Below are 16,729 nucleotides of genomic sequence, written 5' to 3'. Positions count from 1 at the left end.
GCTGGCTATTTTTTTGTCAAAATCATAAGAAGTTTCCATGGCATTAAAACCCACCATTTTTAAGTTCCGCATCGCATTAACGGACATGAATCGTGACTACTACGATTCACTGAATCTGACCATTGCTCAGCACCCTTCAGAGAACAACCAACGCATGATGGCTCGTATTCTTGCCTTCTGCCTTAATGCACAAGAGTCACTCCAGTTTACGAAAGGTTTATCGACCATTGAAGAACCGGATATCTGGTTAAAATCTCTCGATGATCAAATCCAATTATGGATTGATGTGGGTGAGCCGGATCCCGAGCGCATCAAGAAATCGTCTCGCCTTGCTAAGCAAGTAAAAGTGTACAGTTTCAATACCAAGTCGAACGTTTGGTGGTCTCAAAACCAAGGCAAGATTGGTCAGTACAAAGCTGATGTGGTTCGATTCGATGCTGAAGCGGTTGAACAGTTAGGTGATATGGTTGAACGTAGTATGGAGTTGTCTGTCATGGTTACTGGTACGTCATTGTTCGTCGATGCAGCTCAAGGTTCTGTCGAAGTAGTTTGGGAAGAGCTACAAAGCGCATGACAGCACCCACCTCTAGTGAGCAAACCGATATGGTTGGTACACTTGCCAAGTACTGCGAGCAATTAGGCCTGCCGACCGTGGGACGCCTAGCTGAACGCGATCAAGAGTGGCAGCAATGGTGCGTTGAGCATGATGCGCTGTTTCAGCATGTACTCAAAGCGAAACCAGAGAGCAGCACAAACCACCACTTGTTAGGTTTGTTGACCAAAAGCCATATTGAAATCACCGCCAAACTCAGCCAACACGCAGACTCCGTGGTGGCTATGCGTGAAGCGATTGCCCAATCGGTAGGTGAAGAACACAGCAATAAGTTTGGGTTACCCGACTGTATCCAGCTTGATGTTATCACCCATGCTTGGTTGTACGTTCAGGGTTGTATGAATATGGATTACAGCTTGGCTAATGATCACGCCCAGAACACCGCCGAATTGCTTAACAGGCTGTACTTCACACCTGCTACCGATGTACAAGCTACACGAGTAGCGTACATGGAAAGCTTTTATGCAGGCAAAGACGTATTCGGTGAACCGAGTAAGCCATCTTTTTGGCAAAAACTTTCGTATTGGATAAACGGTCAGGACTAGAGGTTAGTCCTCAATCGGCTAAGCAATACAAAAACAGAGAAGCGATGCTTCTCTGTTTTTCATTTAAGGACGAGTTATAGATTCGCGTGAGGACCAAACACCTCGTAGTGGATGCGATCTCGGCTTACGTTTAACGAATCAAGCTGCTTAACAATAGCATCCATGAAACCGACTGGACCACAGATATAGAAATCGCCCTCTGTCAATGGTAGCTGTTCGTTAACTTTCGACAGATCCATTTGTCCCTGATGATCCGCATCCCCCTCTAAGTACCAAGTGTGCTGTTTCCAATCGTTACCCGCAACAAGAGTACTTGTTTCATCGATGAATGAGTGCTGCAGCTTGCTGTTGCAAGCATGAAGGTAAGTCACGTCTGACTTTTTCGATTCAGACAGTGTTTGCAGCATCGCTTGCATTGGTGTTGCGCCGACACCCGCTGAAATCAGCACAACTGGCTGATGCTTTTCTGTGTAGTAAAAATCACCGGCCGGTGCGTAAAGCTGAACCGTATCACCTTCTTGAACGTTGTCATGCAAGTGGTTCGACACAATGCCTTCGTAATCGCTGCCGTAACCTTCTCGTTTTACTGAGATACGGTAGTTCTGTCCGTTTGATTTTTGCGATAAAGAGTACTGGCGAATCTCATTGTATTCAGCTTTTGATGGCTTCACTTCAATACCAATGTACTGGCCAGCTTGGTAGCTAAGAACGTTTCCGCCATCTTTAGGCGTAAGTACAAAGCTACATACCAACTCAGATTCTTGTTTCTTCTCAGAAACCACAAACTCGCGGCTGTTTTCCCAGCCACCAATTGCTTGCTTTCTTTGCAGGTAAAGTTCGCCCTCACGATCAATAAAGACTTGAGCTAGGAACAAGTAAGCTGCGGTCCATGCCTCTTCTACTTCTGGAGTAAAAGCTTCTCCCGCTAGCTCGCGAAGTGTTTCAATCAGGTGCAAGCCTACAATTTGATAATGTTCTGGCTGAATGTTGAAACTGGTATGTTTATGAGCAATACGTTCTACAGCACTGGTAAGTGCTGCTAGATTTTCAATGTGCTTTGCATAAGCTGCAATGGCTTCAAATAGTGCAACACCTTGTCGACCGGTGTGCTGGTGAGTCATATTGAAGATGTCTTTCAGCTCTGGGTTGTGGCTGAACATACGTTGATAGAAATGCTTAGTTAACGCTGGACCTGCGCTTTCTAATAGTGGAATAGTACTTTTTACGACTTCAATATGTTGATTGTTGAGCATGTATAAACTCTCCCCATCAGGATTTATTTGGCAATAGACTGGCTCATAGGCAAGCTAAGGCTTGCTCTTATTCAATTCCTATAGAGCAGATTGCGTGCCAACATAGAAAACATCGTGTTTCCTTGATTTTAAACAAGTTTACGGCACATTTCGTGTCGTAATGACTCCTTTATTTTGAGTCACTTTGACACTATACTATCCAATCATCCCTTTTCTTTGGAAATAGCATGCAAGACATCTCTGCTTCTACTCTAGTTGAAATGACCATCGGGCTCGCCAGTGGTCTTAACGACCAAGATCGCTTTCATAAACTTCTCGATGCGATAAGAAAAACCATCCAATGTGACTGTGTGGCATTGATGTCTAAGCAAGGTGATACGTTAACGCCTCTCGCGATGCAAGGGTTAACCCGAGACACATTAGGAAGGCGCTTCATCATTCAAGAGCATCCTAGGTTTTCACAGATCTGTGACTCTAAAACCCCAGTGATTTTTGATGCCGATAGCGATTTGCCTGATCCATTCGATGGGTTGCTACTCGATCACGATGGCGACCTGCCAATGCATGCTTGCATGGGCTTACCACTCATATTTGGTGACACCCTGCTTGGCATACTCACGTTAGATAGCCTAACACCGCAAGTTTTTGACTCTATTCCCCACCGTAACCTCGATGTGCTATCTGCGATTGCAGCATCGACGCTGAAAATGGCTCTGACCTTTTCACAGCTCGAACAACAAGCGAAACAGAGCCAGCAACGCCTTGAAGAGCTAAATGAAGAAGCATGGGAAAGAGATGGCGGTGAAATTATCGGCTCCAGCCCAGCAATGACATTGATGAAAGCGGATATCGACGTCGTCGCTCCATCGGATTTCAACATTCTGATTCACGGTGAAACTGGTGTGGGTAAAGAACTGGTTGCTCGTACTCTGCACCACAAGTCTTCACGTAAGAAGCAACCTCTTGTTTACGTGAACTGTGCCGCTATCCCAGAAAACTTAGTCGAGAGTGAGCTGTTCGGTCACATCAAAGGCGCCTTCACCGGTGCAGATAAAAACCGTTTAGGTAAGTTTGCCCTAGCCGATGGCGGTACACTGTTCTTGGATGAGATAGGTGAACTTCCACTTGCCGCACAGAGTAAGATCCTTCGCGCATTGCAAAACAACGAGATTCAACCTGTCGGGCAAGATAAGGTCGAAACAATTAATGTGCGTGTTTTAGCTGCGACTAACCGTGACTTGAAACACGAAGTCGCCGAAGGGCGATTCCGAGCTGACTTGTATCATCGCCTCAGCGTCTACCCGGTTTCCGTTCCACCACTGCGTGACCGTGAAGGTGACATTGCGCTGCTGTCTGGCTATTTCTTAGAAGTGGCGAGAAGAAAGCTAGGTATCGTTCAACTAAAGCTTGGCCGCGAAGCATTAGTTCATGTCACCCGTTACAACTGGCCGGGTAACGTTCGGGAGCTAGAGCATGTAATTAACCGTGCAGCGTTGAAAGCGCGTGCACGTATTCACAACCGTTCTGTCATTACCGTATCGGTAGATGATATTGGCCTGCTCGATAACGCTCCGTTAGAGTCGTCAGCTCAAGTTCAGGCTTCACAACCAGAAGCGACGCTCGACCTTTCTCAAGGATTAAGGCAAGCAACCGAAGACTATCAGCGTCAGTTGATCACACATGCTCTAACCAATGCGGATTTTAATTGGGCGAAAGCCGGGCGACTATTGAAAACCGACCGCGCTAACCTCACGCGCCTTGCCAAGCGCCTAGGGATCACTGTCACCAAAGAACATAAAATTTCACTTTAATAGAGCTCAAATTACACCTACTTTTTACAAGGTTTAGTCCTGTTAACATCGCTGATACAATGCGGCGGTTAAATTGTTAAATTACTTATTAAAGGATGATTATGAAGTTTGTCCGCTGGTTTTTAGGCCGCATTATTTTGCTACTAAATTTTGTGTTTTCGCCTAAAGGGGTTAAACGTTCACAAGAAGCTCAAAAGGACGTTGACCAAAAGGCTGCCACTATGGCGCTATACCAATTTGAAGCATGTCCCTTTTGTGTAAAGGTACGTCGCGCAATGAAGCGTCAATCAGTGAAGATTGAGCTTAGAGATGCGAAAAACGACACGACTCACCGTAGCGAGCTTGAAGCAGGTGGCGGCCGAGTAAAAGTGCCGTGCTTGCGAATCGAGAAAGACGGCCAAGTCGAGTGGATGTACGAATCCTCAGACATCGTCGCTTACCTCGAACAAGAGTTTGCAGCGTAAGAACGATGGTCTACAATAAAGGCCTACAATACTTGAGCAGCTAAGGATAATTCCTTAGCTGTTTTTTTTCATCATCAGCAATGAAGCTACCTATGCCCAATACACACAAGTCTGATACACACCGTGAAGCACCTTCTTTAGGCCGTCAGCTCTTTACCATGACATGGCCGATGCTGTTTGGCGTTTTATCCCTGATGAGCTTTCAGCTCGTCGATAGTGCATTCATAGGTCAACTTGGCGTGCTTCCTCTCGCGGCTCAAGGTTTCACCCTGCCCCTACAAATGATCATTATCGGTCTGCAAGTCGGTCTTGGTATTGCGACGACAGCAATTATTTCTAGAGCACTGGGCGCTCAGCAAGTTCGCTATGCTAAGCAGCTTGGCGGGTTGGTCGTGTTTATTGGCAGTGTGGGTATTGCTGCGTTTTCCGTCCTGCTGTATCTCATTCGAGTACCCATTCTTCAACTGCTCAGCGCCCCAGAGAGTGTTTACCCGATTATCGACAGCTACTGGATTGTCTGGCTAATCAGTGCATGGGTCGGGGCTTTGCTGTACTTCTTCTACAGCGTATGTCGAGCTAACGGTAACACCATGCTTCCTGGCACTATGATGATGGTGACTAGCCTACTCAATTTGATTTTCGATCCTATCTTCATCTTCTATTTTGATATGGGCATTGAGGGCGCGGCAGTTGCAACCATACTTGCCTTCTCTATCGGTTCTTTAGTTGTAGCACCCAAAATCCTCAAAAAACACTGGATGTCGTTTGACTGGAATGACTTGAATATTGCCAAAAGCTTAAAAGAAATTGGCAACATCATGGGCCCAGCAATGATTAGTCAGCTACTCCCCCCTATTTCATCTATGCTGGCGACCAAACTTTTAGCAGGGTTTGGGACTGCAGCAGTCGCGGCATGGGCGCTAGGCTCCCGCTTCGAGTTTTTTGCAATTGTGTCGGTACTGGCACTCACTATGTCTATGCCACCCATGGTTGGCAGGCTACTTGGATCAAAAAACTACGCAGACATTCGTCAATTGGTCAGCATTGCTTGTCGATTCATTCTGGGTTTCCAAGTGGTTGTCGCGCTAATTACGTTCGTGGCAGCTTCACCATTAGCCTCGTTAATGACGAGCGAAGAATCCGTAGAAACGATTCTGCATTGGCATTTACTGATTGTCCCTATTAGCTTAGGCCCACTAGGTATTTGTATGTTGATGGTTTCGGTTTCTAATGCCCTCGGTAAGGCATACACCGCCCTGACTATCTCAGCATTGAGACTTTTCGCGTTTTTCCTTCCTTGTCTATGGATTGGAGCTCAACTAGGGGGCATCAATGGGCTGTTTATTGGTTCGTTAATCGGAAATATACTCGCAGGCTTTACCGCTTGGATGCTCTACCGTCAAACGCTGTCTAAGTTAGAGTTACGAATCGAAACGGTCGCTAAGTAATAAAGACATATCGGCGGCTCAATGCCGCTTATATCTAGCTTAGAAATTGAGCCACCTAAATCCATAGGATCATTTTAACCTCTTGCAAGGGCTGATAATTTCGCGTAGGTTGAAAATTCACCACAAGGAAATGATATGAACTTCACTGTTACTTACCTCTGGCTCCTCCTAACTATGCCTGTAGTCCGGTAGGTGACCCTGTGCCTGGCTACGAGTGATGTAGCCAGCAATGTTTCAATCTTCATCACTTCGTAGCTCACTCTTTCTAAGGATGCGAAACGATGAATGAAAACCCCAGTATAGAAAACTCTTCTCAATCCAAATCCAGCGCCTATCGTATTGGCGTTTTACTGGCTCTAGCCGGCACTTTACTGTTTTCCATCAAACCCGTACTGGTAAAAGTTGCCTATCAATATGGTGGTGATGTTACGTCTATTATGGCGTTAAGAGCTCTAACCTCCCTGCCTTTTTACTTGTATATTCTGGTGCACATGTGTCGCTCAAGCGAAAACCGTCAGAATGTCCGGCAGCATGGATTGCTGGCAGTCGCGGTGGGTATCTTAGGTTACTTCTTCGCGACATACCTCGACATCGTGGCGCTAGAGTACATCTCGGCGCAGTTGGAGCGATTGCTAATCTTTCTATTCCCTACGTTTGTGGTACTCATCAGTTGGATGTTGTGCAAACAAAAGCCAAATCGGAAAGTCGTGTCGGCAACGATCATCGGTTATGTCGGCATTGCGTTTGTTGTAGCTCACGATTTAACGAGCCTTGGTGAAGATGTCTTATACGGCAGCGGATTAGCGATTCTATCGGCCATTGCTTTCGCGTTCTACTTGGTATGGAGTAAGCCTTTAATCGCCAAACTAGGCAGTCCGCTATTTACCAGTATTGGCATGGGTAGCGCTGGAGTAGCCATTCTAATCCACTTGGCTTTTTCCAATGCCGATATCGCTTCATGGAGTATCGAACTGATCGCCATTGGTGCGTTACTTGGCTTGTTCTGTACCGTGATCCCTTCGTATTTGATAGCAGCGGCCATGGCACGAATCAGCCCGACAGAGCTTAGTTTATCAAGCAACATCGGGCCCTCAATTACCGCAGTAGCCGCCGTGACCATACTTGGCGAAGCGTTCACTTGGTTCCACTTGATAGGAATGGCGCTAGTGGTGTTTTCCGTCTATCAAATCAATCGTTCCAAATAATTCAAGACGGCGAGGAAGCGGCGACATTCGTCGCTTCTTCTCCACTTAGCTCTTAAACCATGATTTGTTTCAGTATTCGAGTGAGATATTGCAGTGTTCTTACAATTAGGTAGCAGTTATCTTACGCTTAAGGTGCTAGAGTAACCCCGAGCTTCCATGACTATTTAGTGATAATGCTATATTAAACAGTACAGAGAGCCGCTTTCATTTAGCTCTAGCTCTGTTGATGAGTTTATTAGTATTTTGATAGCCACTTCACTGAATACACTGGAATGCAGACTTAGTATGAGAGTAGAATGTGCCGCTGCTTATGGGCGATGGTGTCTTATCCGTTGCTTGCAGCCTGCCATATAGGTGGATGCTAAACCTGATGGCACTAAGACAAATAATTAAAACTCAGCCAACATCACCTGCGCATAGCTAGGTGGTTGCCATTACTTAATAAACTTACCCAGTTGAACACCACCCGTTCATCTAGGTATTGATAGCACTGTGTAATAAGCAAATGGACCAAGACAAGTTTACAAATATTTATCGCTTACCCGGGTCAATACAAATTCGTATTGGCAAATGGCAGCAAACTCTGCGTGGAACGTCTGATCTTGTTCTTCACCAAGCGCTGCAATCAAGAAACAAGCAATACAAAACCAAAGCTCTTAAGCCTACGGGATGGTTCATCACACCATTCCGCTATGAAGATATTTCTGTTACGCACCACGGCCGCTATATTCAAACGGCATTACGTACGATGTTAGACCGCAAAGTCGCATACAAGAGACTTTATCTATCTACGACCCCACTTGAACAAGCAGAGCCGGCCCTGATCGCATTCAAGAAGGAATGGATCCAAAAACATAATCGTGTGGCAAAAAAGTATAACCAAATCAAGCTGAAAGAATTTCTTCGCTACGCAACCGAAGAGCTAGAAACTCTCTACCCTTCTATTCCTAAGCCTCAGTTCGATAAAGCGCTATGGAATCGATTGGTGGTATCGGAGCTAGGTTCGCAGAAGAAGTTCAGCGACCCGTTTTACGTAAAACGAGCCGATATAAACAGGAAATAACCACTACGCCTTAGATGAGGTAATTAGGGTCTGTTGATCTTTCGAGCTGATTTTTGCAGCACTTTGTGGGAAATTGATACAAGGCAGAGGCTTTGACGTGTAGCTAGCCTACATGAGAAGCCAATAACGCAGTAGAAATGAACCACAAAGGCTGCCCAAAGGGTTCGAGCTAGGCGCCCCCGTTAAAATCGTTTTATACTTCGTTGAAGACTATTTGCTTAGAATGCTAGACTACACAGTCTTCGCCTCGCCTAAAACGATTTTATCTCGAACAAAATTTAACCGCGAAAGATCAACAGACCCTAGCTAAGGCGATATCTAGCGATACTTGTTAAGAATGGCTTGGTATTCAGTAATGCCATCAGCGTTTTGGCGTGCTTTGATGATATCAATGCCGCGCTGCAGGTCATCTAGAGTTTCTTGAGGAATGTTTTTGTTGAACGCGTAATAGATGTAGCCTTCTTTCAGTACATAAACAGGTTCAAACTCCTGAGAGTCAATTCCGGCCTGTTTAGCCCACCAATAAGCCGCTCTTTCCGCATACGCCAGCAAATCGATCCGCTCCTTCATTAACTGCTCTGCGAGCGTAGTAACGTATGATGCCTCTTGCATCGAATCTCTTGGTAGACCTAGTGCCAGCAAAGACTGTTCGCCGATATCATCACGAATCACACCAATTTTGTAATTCGCCATATCAAGTGGGGTTTCGATTTGAACAGCAGCATCTTTACGTGCTAGCACCACAACCTTGATATCAGCAATTGGACCAACCCAACGAAATAGTTCCTCACGATGCTCTGTGCGAGTTGTCGAGAACAACACTGCGTTGGGCTTGGTTAGCGTTGCACGGTACGATCTCGCCCAAGGTAAAGGCTTGATTTGATTGAGTTGGACTTCTTGTCCTACCGCTTTTGAAGCGGCGACGAGGATATCTACCGCGTATCCTGTAACTTTGCCTTCGACTTCAAAGTTGGCCGGTGGGTAATTTTCGGTATAGAAGTCTAAAGAGCTCAACGATTGAGCTTGAGCCGTTAGTGGCATGATTGAAAGATTTAGCGCGGCGAAGAGCAAGGCTAATTGGATAAACCGAAAGCAAACCATACGCACCTCAATCAACACTTCACTCACTACTATTAAACTAGTTGATGAAATTATCAGCGTCTAGGCGATGTGGCGAATCAACGTGCAATAATATTGTTTCTTACTAAACCACGCCTAACATTGGTGCACAACTTGCCAAATCGACGTATTTCATCAAAGTTTGGAATGACTCCTCGATTCATTGCTGCTTCCCAGTAAGACAACTCTGAATCAACCAGTTCTAACAGCTTTTTAGGGCAACCAATACAGCTCCCTTCAGGCCCGCACACAAACGTATCTTCCTCATATAAAGGAAGCTCCGTTTTAACCTGTTCTATGATCAGGCGCATCGCACTGGTTCTATCTAGTTTTGGGTTCATAACATAGTTGATAGTGAAAAAAGGCGGGTGATTATATAAGCAGTTTGATGCATTAGCCCTACCCCTTGTGGGGAATATTGTTATCCAAATTACAAATCTCACAAGTGACATTTCAGAAATTGGTAAACTAGGTCTAGGTTTATTAATATATCAATCAACAATAGTGAGAGGCTACGATGGACGGTAAAGTTGATTCGCATTCACCTCTGACTTCATTCACGTCGACTTCAGAGGGAAAAGTACCACTAGCGTTTCTTGAGGCGCTGGCGCAGTCTAAATCGCTTGATCAAATCCTCAACTGCACGTCGCTATGGATGTGTAAGCTGTTTCAGGCGCATCGTTGCAGCATCGCCTTAGCTCAACAGGACGAGTTCCTTCATATCTACAGTTTAAAGGGGAATGACGCCATTCCTGCTGATCAACCAGTGCCGATCCAACACACTTTAGTTGGACAAGCTTTTACGCAGCATACGACTCTCAAATGCGACGATATGTCTTCGGTCGATCTACTCGACTGCCAATGGCTCTCGTCTGGCGGGCTACATTCCTGTATCGATGCTCCTCTTGTCAGCGATGGGACTTGCTATGGTACGGTGAATATCGCTCATGAAAACAAACACCGTTACAACCAATCGGACGTACAAACGTTAACCACTATTGCACATTGGATCGCCTCTCAAATCCGAGTCCAGAGAGAAGTTGATGCGATGAGAACCTTGGCTGACATCGACCCGCTCACTGCGATACTCAACCGACGAGCATTTTCAGAAGCAACGCAACAATTTGGACAGCATTCTCGCTATCACGATGGTGAGCACGCGCTACTCATGTTGGATCTAGACAGGTTCAAATCAATCAATGACCAATATGGCCACCTAGTTGGCGACGAAGTATTAGTGTCTATTGCTCAAATCATTCGCGCGCAGATACGCCATGATGACTTGTTTGCCCGAATCGGTGGTGAAGAGTTTGCCCTACTATTGAGAAATACCAGTGAAGAAGCAGCCGTTGTCTTAGCAGAAAAACTACGTGCAGCCATAGAGTGTACTCCTACACACATAGACAACCACCAAGTGCACTGTACCGCAAGCTTTGGTATCGCCATTCCTCATCCAAGCGACGTGTGTTTCCGTGATTTAATGAGCCGTGCTGACCACGCACTTTACACTGCGAAAAGGCGTGGCCGTAACCGTGTGTTTCTTGAACTGAAAGCCTGATTAGCAGTTTTTAGTGCTACTGACTTTTGACCGTCTCCCTCACTAACGGCTTAACCCCCGCTTCTAGCGATTGACTTGGCTTTTTCACCACTAGGTAAACACCCGCGGCTGCCATCACAAACCCCACCATCCCGATAGCATCGAACGACTCACCGAACATTAGCCATGCTTGAATAGCGGTTGTGGGTGGAACGAGGTAAAACACCGACGCAACGCTCGCAGACGCACCGTTTTTAACCATATAAAGCAGTAACAGTATCGCGACACAAGACAGCACCACCACTAGCCAGAACAAGGTCAGAACCAGCTGATACGTCCATGTCACCTCCATCGTTTCAAACGCCAAAGCATAGGGCAACATCACTAAACCGGCTGCAAAATACTGAACCATTGCGCCGCCGACCATATCGACATTTTGGCAGTAACGCTTTTGATATAAGGTACCAAACGTAATTCCAACTAGCGCTAGAACACAGAACGCGACGGCGGATACTTTATGCTGTTCTGATTGCCACTCGATGTTACCCATCAATACCAAACATATGCCTAGAAAACCTAACCCTAGCCCCCACCATTGAGCGACTCGAAAACGGGTGCTGGCAAAGGAAACTAGCACCACTGCAGTTAGAATTGGCTGAGTCCCTACCAATAATGAACTTAGCCCAGCAGGCATACCTAAATCAATCGCCACGTAAGTGCCACCTAAATAAAAACCGTGTATCAAGATGCCCACGACCGCACTATGAAACAGCCCTTTCCCCGTTGGCATACGACGACGTAAAAACACCACCAGTAACGCGAACAAAGCAACATTGGCTGTCATTCGGATCAGCAGTAAGGTGGCTGGTTCGGCATACTGAAGCCCGTAGCGTGCACCAACAAAACCTGATGCCCATAACACCACAAATGCAAAAGGGATCATTCGAATTAGCATGATTGCCTCTAGAAAATTAACTGCGAATACTGTTACCTTATCTGGGTACAGTTCTTCTAAAAAGACACAGAAAGGTTTATTTTGGTGGGTACAGAATGAGTGCAGATAACAAATATCGTCAGGTCGAAACGTATCTACTTCAAGCACTACAAGACGGCTTGTTCCAGTGCCACGATAAGCTCCCCTCTATTCGCAAGCTCAGTGAAGAGCTTCAATTGAGCAAAAATACAGTGATCCGAGCCTACCAAGAACTGGAAGCGCAAGGCGTTATTTACGCCGTCCCTAAATCAGGGTATCGAGTCAAAGAAAAAGCATCACATCACTCACCAATAGCAAAACCTACCGAGGTTAACCTGTTGTCAGTCAGCAAAGCATTGCTCAGTTACCCGAAAGAAAAACAACAACTTGCAACCGGTTCTGCCCACCCAAACATAGATTCTCCCGCAATAAAAAGTTTGTATGCCGAAATTGGACGACACAGCAGATTACAAAGCCAGATGCCCAGCCATTACCAAATCCCTCCGGGCAACGACGTACTCATCAAGCAGCTGTTGAAGATCAGCCAAGACTTAGGCGTTCCCTGTCAAACCAGCGATATCGCCGTTACGCATGGCGCTCAACAAGGGATCAGCTTAGCGCTTCGGGCCCTTACACAACCTGGCGACATCGTTGCCGTAGAATCACCTTGTTACTTTGGCAATTTGCTGTTGATGGAATCACTAGGATTGCAAGTGATTGAAGTACAAGGAAGTGTAACGACAGGAATAGATGCTCGATCACTGAAAGACACGCTACAAAAGTGGCCAGTGAAAGCCATATTAGTCACACCCAATTTCAATAATCCGACCGGATCTCGTATGTCGTTAGAAGGTAGGCAAGCCTTGCTCGACGTTTCCGGGGACATACCAATCATTGAAGACGACGTGTTTGGAGAGCTGTTCTATGACGTACCCTTGCCTAGCTTGAAAGCGCTCGATACCAAAGATAGGGTTATCTACGTCAATTCGCTTTCTAAAACGCTGGATTCTAGACTTCGTATCGGGTGGATACTCTCGGGGAAATATCAGGCCCAGATTGAGAAATACCTAATTTGTGACAACATGGGCAGCTTGAACCTAATGCAATCGGCGGTTGGTGAGTTTCTAACTACAGGAAAATACCGCTCTCATACTAGAAAAATGACTCGAACGTATCAGGCTAATGGTAAACGCTTTCTTTCCTACCTGACTAAATCACTCAACACACACTCGGTATTACAAGGCCGCTACCACCTCACTCATCCTCAAGGCTCTTTTCTATGTTGGTTAACGCTTCCCAACCATGTTGATACTTTCGATCTCTACCAGCGTTGCCTAAAGCATAGAATCAGTATTTACCCCGGAATGCTGTTTGGGACTCACAACCAATTTAAGCACTGCATAAGGCTTAATTTTGCCAACTTTGAAGACAACTCAGATTGGCTTTCAGGAATAGACAAGCTGACAAACTTGATCGCCGAGCACCTAGCCACTTACGACTATTAAACGTCGCAGGCTCGTCGCCTAACGCGCCCTCTACGAGCAAATAAGTCACTTAGAGGGCGATTGAATTGAACGTCGTTATACTTCTGAGAATCGAGCTTGATGAGGATCCAGCTCGTTACCCTGCGAAGTCGTTAATGGCTGATACAAATGTGGCTTTCTTCCACGAATCCAACGTCGGCCAGTACACATTTCAAGCTCTTGCCCGTTGAGTGATGCGATAACCATAACGTCTTCAACCGAATCCGTTTCCACCATGATCTCTCCATACGGATTCAAAATCATCGCATTACCTGTTCTAACTTCATCCATATCGACACCGACACCATTACTAAATACCAAGAACATACCGTTATCATGCGCGCGCGCAGGCAGCCAACGCATCAGCCATTCTCGCCCTTTTCGGCCTTGCATTTCACTGCGTATCAATTCAGGATTTTGTGCTCGGTTATGCCATAACTCTGGGTCAATGCGACCTAGCGCATTCGGACTTCGAGATTGAGTGCCACCCGTTTGATGGGGAGCTATCAAAACGTCCGCTCCCATTAACGCGGTAATGCGAACATTTTCGACTAAGTTGTTGTCCCAACAAATCAAGATCCCAACCTTACAACCATGTGGCGTATCGAACACAGTGTAGTCACTGCCACTACTCATATGAGGACTGACAAAGGTATGCAACTTACGATGCTTCTTAACTTCACCATTTGGCATCGCGAATACGTAAGTATTGTAAAGTTGGCCATCTTCCCCAAGCTCCACTAGGCCAGCGCCGATACTGATATCAAATGAGACAGCCATCTCGAGTAGTTTTTGGCTCGAATTACCTTGCGGCACAGGCTCCGCCAACTTCCGAATTTCAGTCTCCGACAAGGCAGAAAGGTGCCAATACCCTGAGATACAAGCTTCGGGGAAGACGATGATGTTGGTATCTTGCTGTTTGGCTTCCAACACAAACTGCTCAATAACAGTAAGGTTATACGCTTTATCTCCAGCGTGGTGATTGAACTGCACGGATGCAACCTTGGTATTAAACATCAGGATTCCTCTTAGTCTGTCGGCGATTCAAAAACTACTATAGCGACGCAAATTCATTCCATATAATGAAATAAATGACACATTTAATGAGTAATTGGAATGGATATAGATTTACTGAAAGCGTTTATCGCCTTAGCAACTACCAATACCTATCGAGAAGCGTCAGAAAAGCTCTTCATTACTCAATCAGCACTGACCAAGAAGATACAAAGGCTAGAGGATAAACTTGGCTCTAAGCTGTTTGAACGTGGTCGTCAGGGCGCCCAATTAACCTTAGTAGGTGAAACGCTGCTTCCCGACGCTCAACGAGTCGTCGAGCAATTCGATAACTTCACACAACTCACCCATTCAGTGGTAGATGGAACCCTCGGCCATCTGAACATCGGGTTTGGAATCTCCAGTTACTCAGTTGCTCCTGAAATTATTGCGCTGTTTAAAAAGCATTTCCCCAATGTGCACATCACGCTCAATGACACTCCTTCACAACATCAGCATAGTGCGCTGCTGTCTGGTGAAATGCACATCAGCTTTAATCGTTTGCCCGCTGAAAATCCTTTAAAAGGAGAGAAAATCTATTCAGACAGACTGGTACTAGCCGTTCATAACGAGCATACGATAGACATCGACTCCCCGTTCGCTTCAGTCGCAACGCAGCCCTACTTGGCTCTTTCCGCTGAACGCGGATTAGGGCTTCACCATCAAATACAGAGTTACTTAGTAAGCCAGTCGGTTTCCCTACAGCCATCGCAGCAGTCCGATGATATTTTGACCTTACTCGCCTTAGTATCCGCTCGCTTGGGCTACACCATAGTGCCAGAAAGCGCTAAAGCGATCAGTCCACCTAACGTACGTTTTTTCGCGCTCGAAGGAGAACACAGTCAGTGGGACATCGGTATTCTTTATAACGCGAGCAAACAAAACCCATTGAGAGAAAAGTTTGTCGATACGGCGTTGAAGCACCTACAATCAACAATTAATAACGAATAAAAACAATCATATGAGTAACTATTTCGACAACCCATTTACTGGCAAATTGATCAAAGACCAAATCACCAATCCAAATATTATTGCCGGAGACCACAGCTATTATTCTGGGTACTACCATCAGCACAGTTTCGACGACTGTGCACGCTACCTCTCTCCAGATAGAGACGATGTCGACAAGCTGATTATCGGTCGCTACTGCTCAATTGGCAGTGGAGCGGTGTTTATGATGGCTGGAAATCAAGGCCACCGCACTGATTGGATAGCGACCTATCCATTCTTTTACCAACAAGACTCAGCCTTCTCAGGCGCACAAGACGGGTTCCAAACAGCTGGGGACACTGTGATTGGCCACGATGTATGGATTGGATCGGAAGCGATGATCATGCCAGGCGTCACCATTGGTGACGGCGCAGTTATCGCTAGCCGCTCTGTCGTGACTAAAGATGTAGAGCCCTATGCAATAGTCGGTTCTAACCCAGCGAAGCATATTCGTTACCGATTTAGCCAAAGTGACATCACTTTACTGCTTGAAATGCAATGGTGGCACTGGGATAGTGAAATGCTACAACCTGCAATGGCATTGATGACATCTTCTGACATCAAGGGCCTGTATCAATATTGGAGTGAACACAATGGTCGATGAAGTATTGAAGTTTTGGTTTGAAGAGCTTGAGCCAAAAGATTGGTTTGTCAGCAGTGAGCAAGTAGACAAACAAATAGAACAGCGCTTCCTAGCGACTCTACAACAAGCGTCAGCATCCGAGTTATTCGATTGGCGTTCAACACCGCGTGGCCGACTAGCGGAAATCATCGTACTCGACCAGTTCTCTCGCAACGTTTATCGCAATACACCTCAGGCTTTCGCTCAAGACCCACTTGCTTTGGCATTGGCCCAAGAAGCTATTTCCGTAGGCGACGATAAAGCGCTTAACGATGTGGAACGCAGCTTTCTCTACATGCCCTTCATGCACAGTGAATCACAAAAAGTCCATGTTGAAGCCGAGAAATTGTTTAAGTCTTTAGGCCGTGAATCTAACTACGAATTTGAGATAAAGCATAAAGTGATCATCGATCGCTTTGGCCGTTACCCACACCGAAATGAAATACTAGGAAGAGAAAGTACCCCGGAAGAAGTCGAGTTCCTAACCCAGCCAGGTTCGAGTTTCTAACC

At 46.0% G+C, this 16,729-nt stretch carries 17 protein-coding genes; 12 read left to right on the top strand and 5 right to left on the bottom strand.

Annotated features, from left to right (window positions below):
• Positions 1–37: 37 nt before the first annotated feature.
• The gene (locus J4N42_RS16400) at positions 38–574 is read left to right on the top strand and encodes a YaeQ family protein (protein WP_252033522.1); all 537 of its coding nucleotides are present in this window, start codon (positions 38–40) and stop codon (positions 572–574) included.
• Entirely contained in the window at positions 571–1,158 is a 588-nt protein-coding gene (locus tag J4N42_RS16395) for a hypothetical protein (protein WP_252033520.1), read from the top strand. Before J4N42_RS16400 ends, J4N42_RS16395 begins: the two co-directional genes overlap by 4 nt.
• 74 nt (positions 1,159–1,232) lie before the next feature.
• Here J4N42_RS16395 and hmpA read toward each other — a convergent pair whose 3' ends face one another.
• On the bottom strand, positions 1,233–2,411 hold the full coding sequence (gene hmpA, locus J4N42_RS16390; protein WP_252033518.1) for an NO-inducible flavohemoprotein: 1,179 nt from the start codon (positions 2,409–2,411) through the stop codon (positions 1,233–1,235).
• A 227-nt stretch (positions 2,412–2,638) separates the two neighbouring features.
• On the opposite strand from hmpA, the gene norR reads away from it, so the two are divergent.
• The 5 genes from norR (at position 2,639) to J4N42_RS16365 (ending at position 8,402) form a co-directional block, all read left to right on the top strand.
• Positions 2,639–4,222 carry a nitric oxide reductase transcriptional regulator NorR gene (gene norR, locus J4N42_RS16385; RefSeq protein ID WP_252033515.1) on the top strand — a complete coding sequence of 528 codons (1,584 nt, stop codon included), beginning with the start codon at positions 2,639–2,641 and terminating at the stop codon, positions 4,220–4,222.
• A gap of 101 nt (positions 4,223–4,323) precedes the next feature.
• The gene (locus J4N42_RS16380) at positions 4,324–4,686 is read left to right on the top strand and encodes a glutaredoxin family protein (RefSeq protein ID WP_252033513.1); all 363 of its coding nucleotides are present in this window, start codon (positions 4,324–4,326) and stop codon (positions 4,684–4,686) included.
• Between the two features lie 92 nt (positions 4,687–4,778).
• Positions 4,779–6,134: an MATE family efflux transporter gene (locus J4N42_RS16375; protein ID WP_252033512.1), complete on the top strand. Its 1,356-nt coding sequence runs from the start codon at positions 4,779–4,781 to the stop codon at positions 6,132–6,134.
• Between the two features lie 281 nt (positions 6,135–6,415).
• On the top strand, positions 6,416–7,339 hold the full coding sequence (locus J4N42_RS16370; protein WP_252033510.1) for a DMT family transporter: 924 nt from the start codon (positions 6,416–6,418) through the stop codon (positions 7,337–7,339).
• 505 nt (positions 7,340–7,844) lie between these two features.
• Positions 7,845–8,402 carry an MSHA operon transcriptional regulator gene (locus J4N42_RS16365; protein WP_252033508.1) on the top strand — a complete coding sequence of 186 codons (558 nt, stop codon included), beginning with the start codon at positions 7,845–7,847 and terminating at the stop codon, positions 8,400–8,402.
• A gap of 318 nt (positions 8,403–8,720) precedes the next feature.
• Here J4N42_RS16365 and J4N42_RS16360 read toward each other — a convergent pair whose 3' ends face one another.
• Together J4N42_RS16360 and J4N42_RS16355 are read right to left on the bottom strand one after the other, a co-directional pair.
• The gene (locus J4N42_RS16360; protein WP_503035359.1) at positions 8,721–9,503 is read right to left on the bottom strand and encodes a substrate-binding periplasmic protein; all 783 of its coding nucleotides are present in this window, start codon (positions 9,501–9,503) and stop codon (positions 8,721–8,723) included.
• A gap of 77 nt (positions 9,504–9,580) precedes the next feature.
• Positions 9,581–9,862: a hypothetical protein gene (locus J4N42_RS16355; protein ID WP_252033506.1), complete on the bottom strand. Its 282-nt coding sequence runs from the start codon at positions 9,860–9,862 to the stop codon at positions 9,581–9,583.
• 176 nt (positions 9,863–10,038) lie between these two features.
• On the opposite strand from J4N42_RS16355, the gene J4N42_RS16350 reads away from it, so the two are divergent.
• Complete coding sequence (locus tag J4N42_RS16350) at positions 10,039–11,079, top strand: sensor domain-containing diguanylate cyclase (protein ID WP_252033504.1); 1,041 nt, start codon at positions 10,039–10,041, stop codon at positions 11,077–11,079.
• 16 nt (positions 11,080–11,095) lie between these two features.
• Here J4N42_RS16350 and J4N42_RS16345 read toward each other — a convergent pair whose 3' ends face one another.
• A complete protein-coding gene (locus J4N42_RS16345) occupies positions 11,096–12,013 on the bottom strand; it encodes a DMT family transporter (protein ID WP_252033501.1) in 918 nt (305 codons plus the stop codon).
• A 95-nt stretch (positions 12,014–12,108) separates the two neighbouring features.
• Here J4N42_RS16345 and J4N42_RS16340 point away from each other — a divergent pair, with 95 nt between their 5' ends.
• The gene (locus tag J4N42_RS16340) at positions 12,109–13,536 is read left to right on the top strand and encodes an aminotransferase-like domain-containing protein (RefSeq protein WP_252033499.1); all 1,428 of its coding nucleotides are present in this window, start codon (positions 12,109–12,111) and stop codon (positions 13,534–13,536) included.
• A 75-nt stretch (positions 13,537–13,611) separates the two neighbouring features.
• On the opposite strand, the gene J4N42_RS16335 is transcribed toward J4N42_RS16340, so the two are convergent.
• Positions 13,612–14,571 (bottom strand): nitrilase family protein, encoded by a 960-nt coding sequence (locus tag J4N42_RS16335; protein ID WP_503035355.1) that lies wholly within the window; start codon positions 14,569–14,571, stop codon positions 13,612–13,614.
• 99 nt (positions 14,572–14,670) lie between these two features.
• Between J4N42_RS16335 and J4N42_RS16330 the strand changes: the two genes are divergently transcribed.
• The 3 genes from J4N42_RS16330 to J4N42_RS16320 are packed head-to-tail and all read left to right on the top strand — an operon-like array spanning position 14,671 to position 16,727.
• Positions 14,671–15,558: a LysR family transcriptional regulator gene (locus J4N42_RS16330; protein ID WP_252033497.1), complete on the top strand. Its 888-nt coding sequence runs from the start codon at positions 14,671–14,673 to the stop codon at positions 15,556–15,558.
• A 10-nt stretch (positions 15,559–15,568) separates the two neighbouring features.
• Positions 15,569–16,201 carry a type B chloramphenicol O-acetyltransferase gene (gene catB, locus J4N42_RS16325; RefSeq protein ID WP_252033495.1) on the top strand — a complete coding sequence of 211 codons (633 nt, stop codon included), beginning with the start codon at positions 15,569–15,571 and terminating at the stop codon, positions 16,199–16,201.
• On the top strand, positions 16,191–16,727 hold the full coding sequence (locus J4N42_RS16320; protein WP_252033493.1) for a DUF924 family protein: 537 nt from the start codon (positions 16,191–16,193) through the stop codon (positions 16,725–16,727). Before catB ends, J4N42_RS16320 begins: the two co-directional genes overlap by 11 nt.
• The last annotated feature ends 2 nt before the right edge of the window (positions 16,728–16,729 follow it).

This window comes from Vibrio sp. SCSIO 43135, from assembly GCF_023716665.1.
In the GTDB taxonomy this organism is placed as follows: Bacteria; Pseudomonadota; Gammaproteobacteria; order Enterobacterales; family Vibrionaceae; genus Vibrio; species Vibrio paucivorans.
The sequence above is the reverse complement of the archived record's forward strand: the minus strand, read 5'-3'. Positions and strand labels throughout refer to the sequence as shown.

Excerpts from the sequence above, each read along its gene's own strand:
- J4N42_RS16375 (WP_252033512.1), top strand. The coding sequence starts at position 4,779 with ATGCCCAATACACACAAGTCTGATACACACCGTGAAGCACCTTCTTTA.
- J4N42_RS16335 (WP_503035355.1), bottom strand. The coding sequence starts at position 14,571 with ATGTTTAATACCAAGGTTGCATCCGTGCAGTTCAATCACCACGCTGGA.
- J4N42_RS16370 (WP_252033510.1), top strand. The coding sequence starts at position 6,416 with ATGAATGAAAACCCCAGTATAGAAAACTCTTCTCAATCCAAATCCAGC.
- J4N42_RS16340 (WP_252033499.1), top strand. The coding sequence starts at position 12,109 with ATGAGTGCAGATAACAAATATCGTCAGGTCGAAACGTATCTACTTCAA.
- J4N42_RS16360 (WP_503035359.1), bottom strand. The coding sequence starts at position 9,503 with ATGGTTTGCTTTCGGTTTATCCAATTAGCCTTGCTCTTCGCCGCGCTA.
- J4N42_RS16380 (WP_252033513.1), top strand. The coding sequence starts at position 4,324 with ATGAAGTTTGTCCGCTGGTTTTTAGGCCGCATTATTTTGCTACTAAAT.
- hmpA (WP_252033518.1), bottom strand. The coding sequence starts at position 2,411 with ATGCTCAACAATCAACATATTGAAGTCGTAAAAAGTACTATTCCACTA.
- J4N42_RS16350 (WP_252033504.1), top strand. The coding sequence starts at position 10,039 with ATGGACGGTAAAGTTGATTCGCATTCACCTCTGACTTCATTCACGTCG.
- J4N42_RS16400 (WP_252033522.1), top strand. The coding sequence starts at position 38 with ATGGCATTAAAACCCACCATTTTTAAGTTCCGCATCGCATTAACGGAC.
- norR (WP_252033515.1), top strand. The coding sequence starts at position 2,639 with ATGCAAGACATCTCTGCTTCTACTCTAGTTGAAATGACCATCGGGCTC.
- J4N42_RS16365 (WP_252033508.1), top strand. The coding sequence starts at position 7,845 with ATGGACCAAGACAAGTTTACAAATATTTATCGCTTACCCGGGTCAATA.
- J4N42_RS16355 (WP_252033506.1), bottom strand. The coding sequence starts at position 9,862 with ATGAACCCAAAACTAGATAGAACCAGTGCGATGCGCCTGATCATAGAA.
- J4N42_RS16345 (WP_252033501.1), bottom strand. The coding sequence starts at position 12,013 with ATGCTAATTCGAATGATCCCTTTTGCATTTGTGGTGTTATGGGCATCA.
- J4N42_RS16395 (WP_252033520.1), top strand. The coding sequence starts at position 571 with ATGACAGCACCCACCTCTAGTGAGCAAACCGATATGGTTGGTACACTT.
- J4N42_RS16330 (WP_252033497.1), top strand. The coding sequence starts at position 14,671 with ATGGATATAGATTTACTGAAAGCGTTTATCGCCTTAGCAACTACCAAT.
- catB (WP_252033495.1), top strand. The coding sequence starts at position 15,569 with ATGAGTAACTATTTCGACAACCCATTTACTGGCAAATTGATCAAAGAC.
- J4N42_RS16320 (WP_252033493.1), top strand. The coding sequence starts at position 16,191 with ATGGTCGATGAAGTATTGAAGTTTTGGTTTGAAGAGCTTGAGCCAAAA.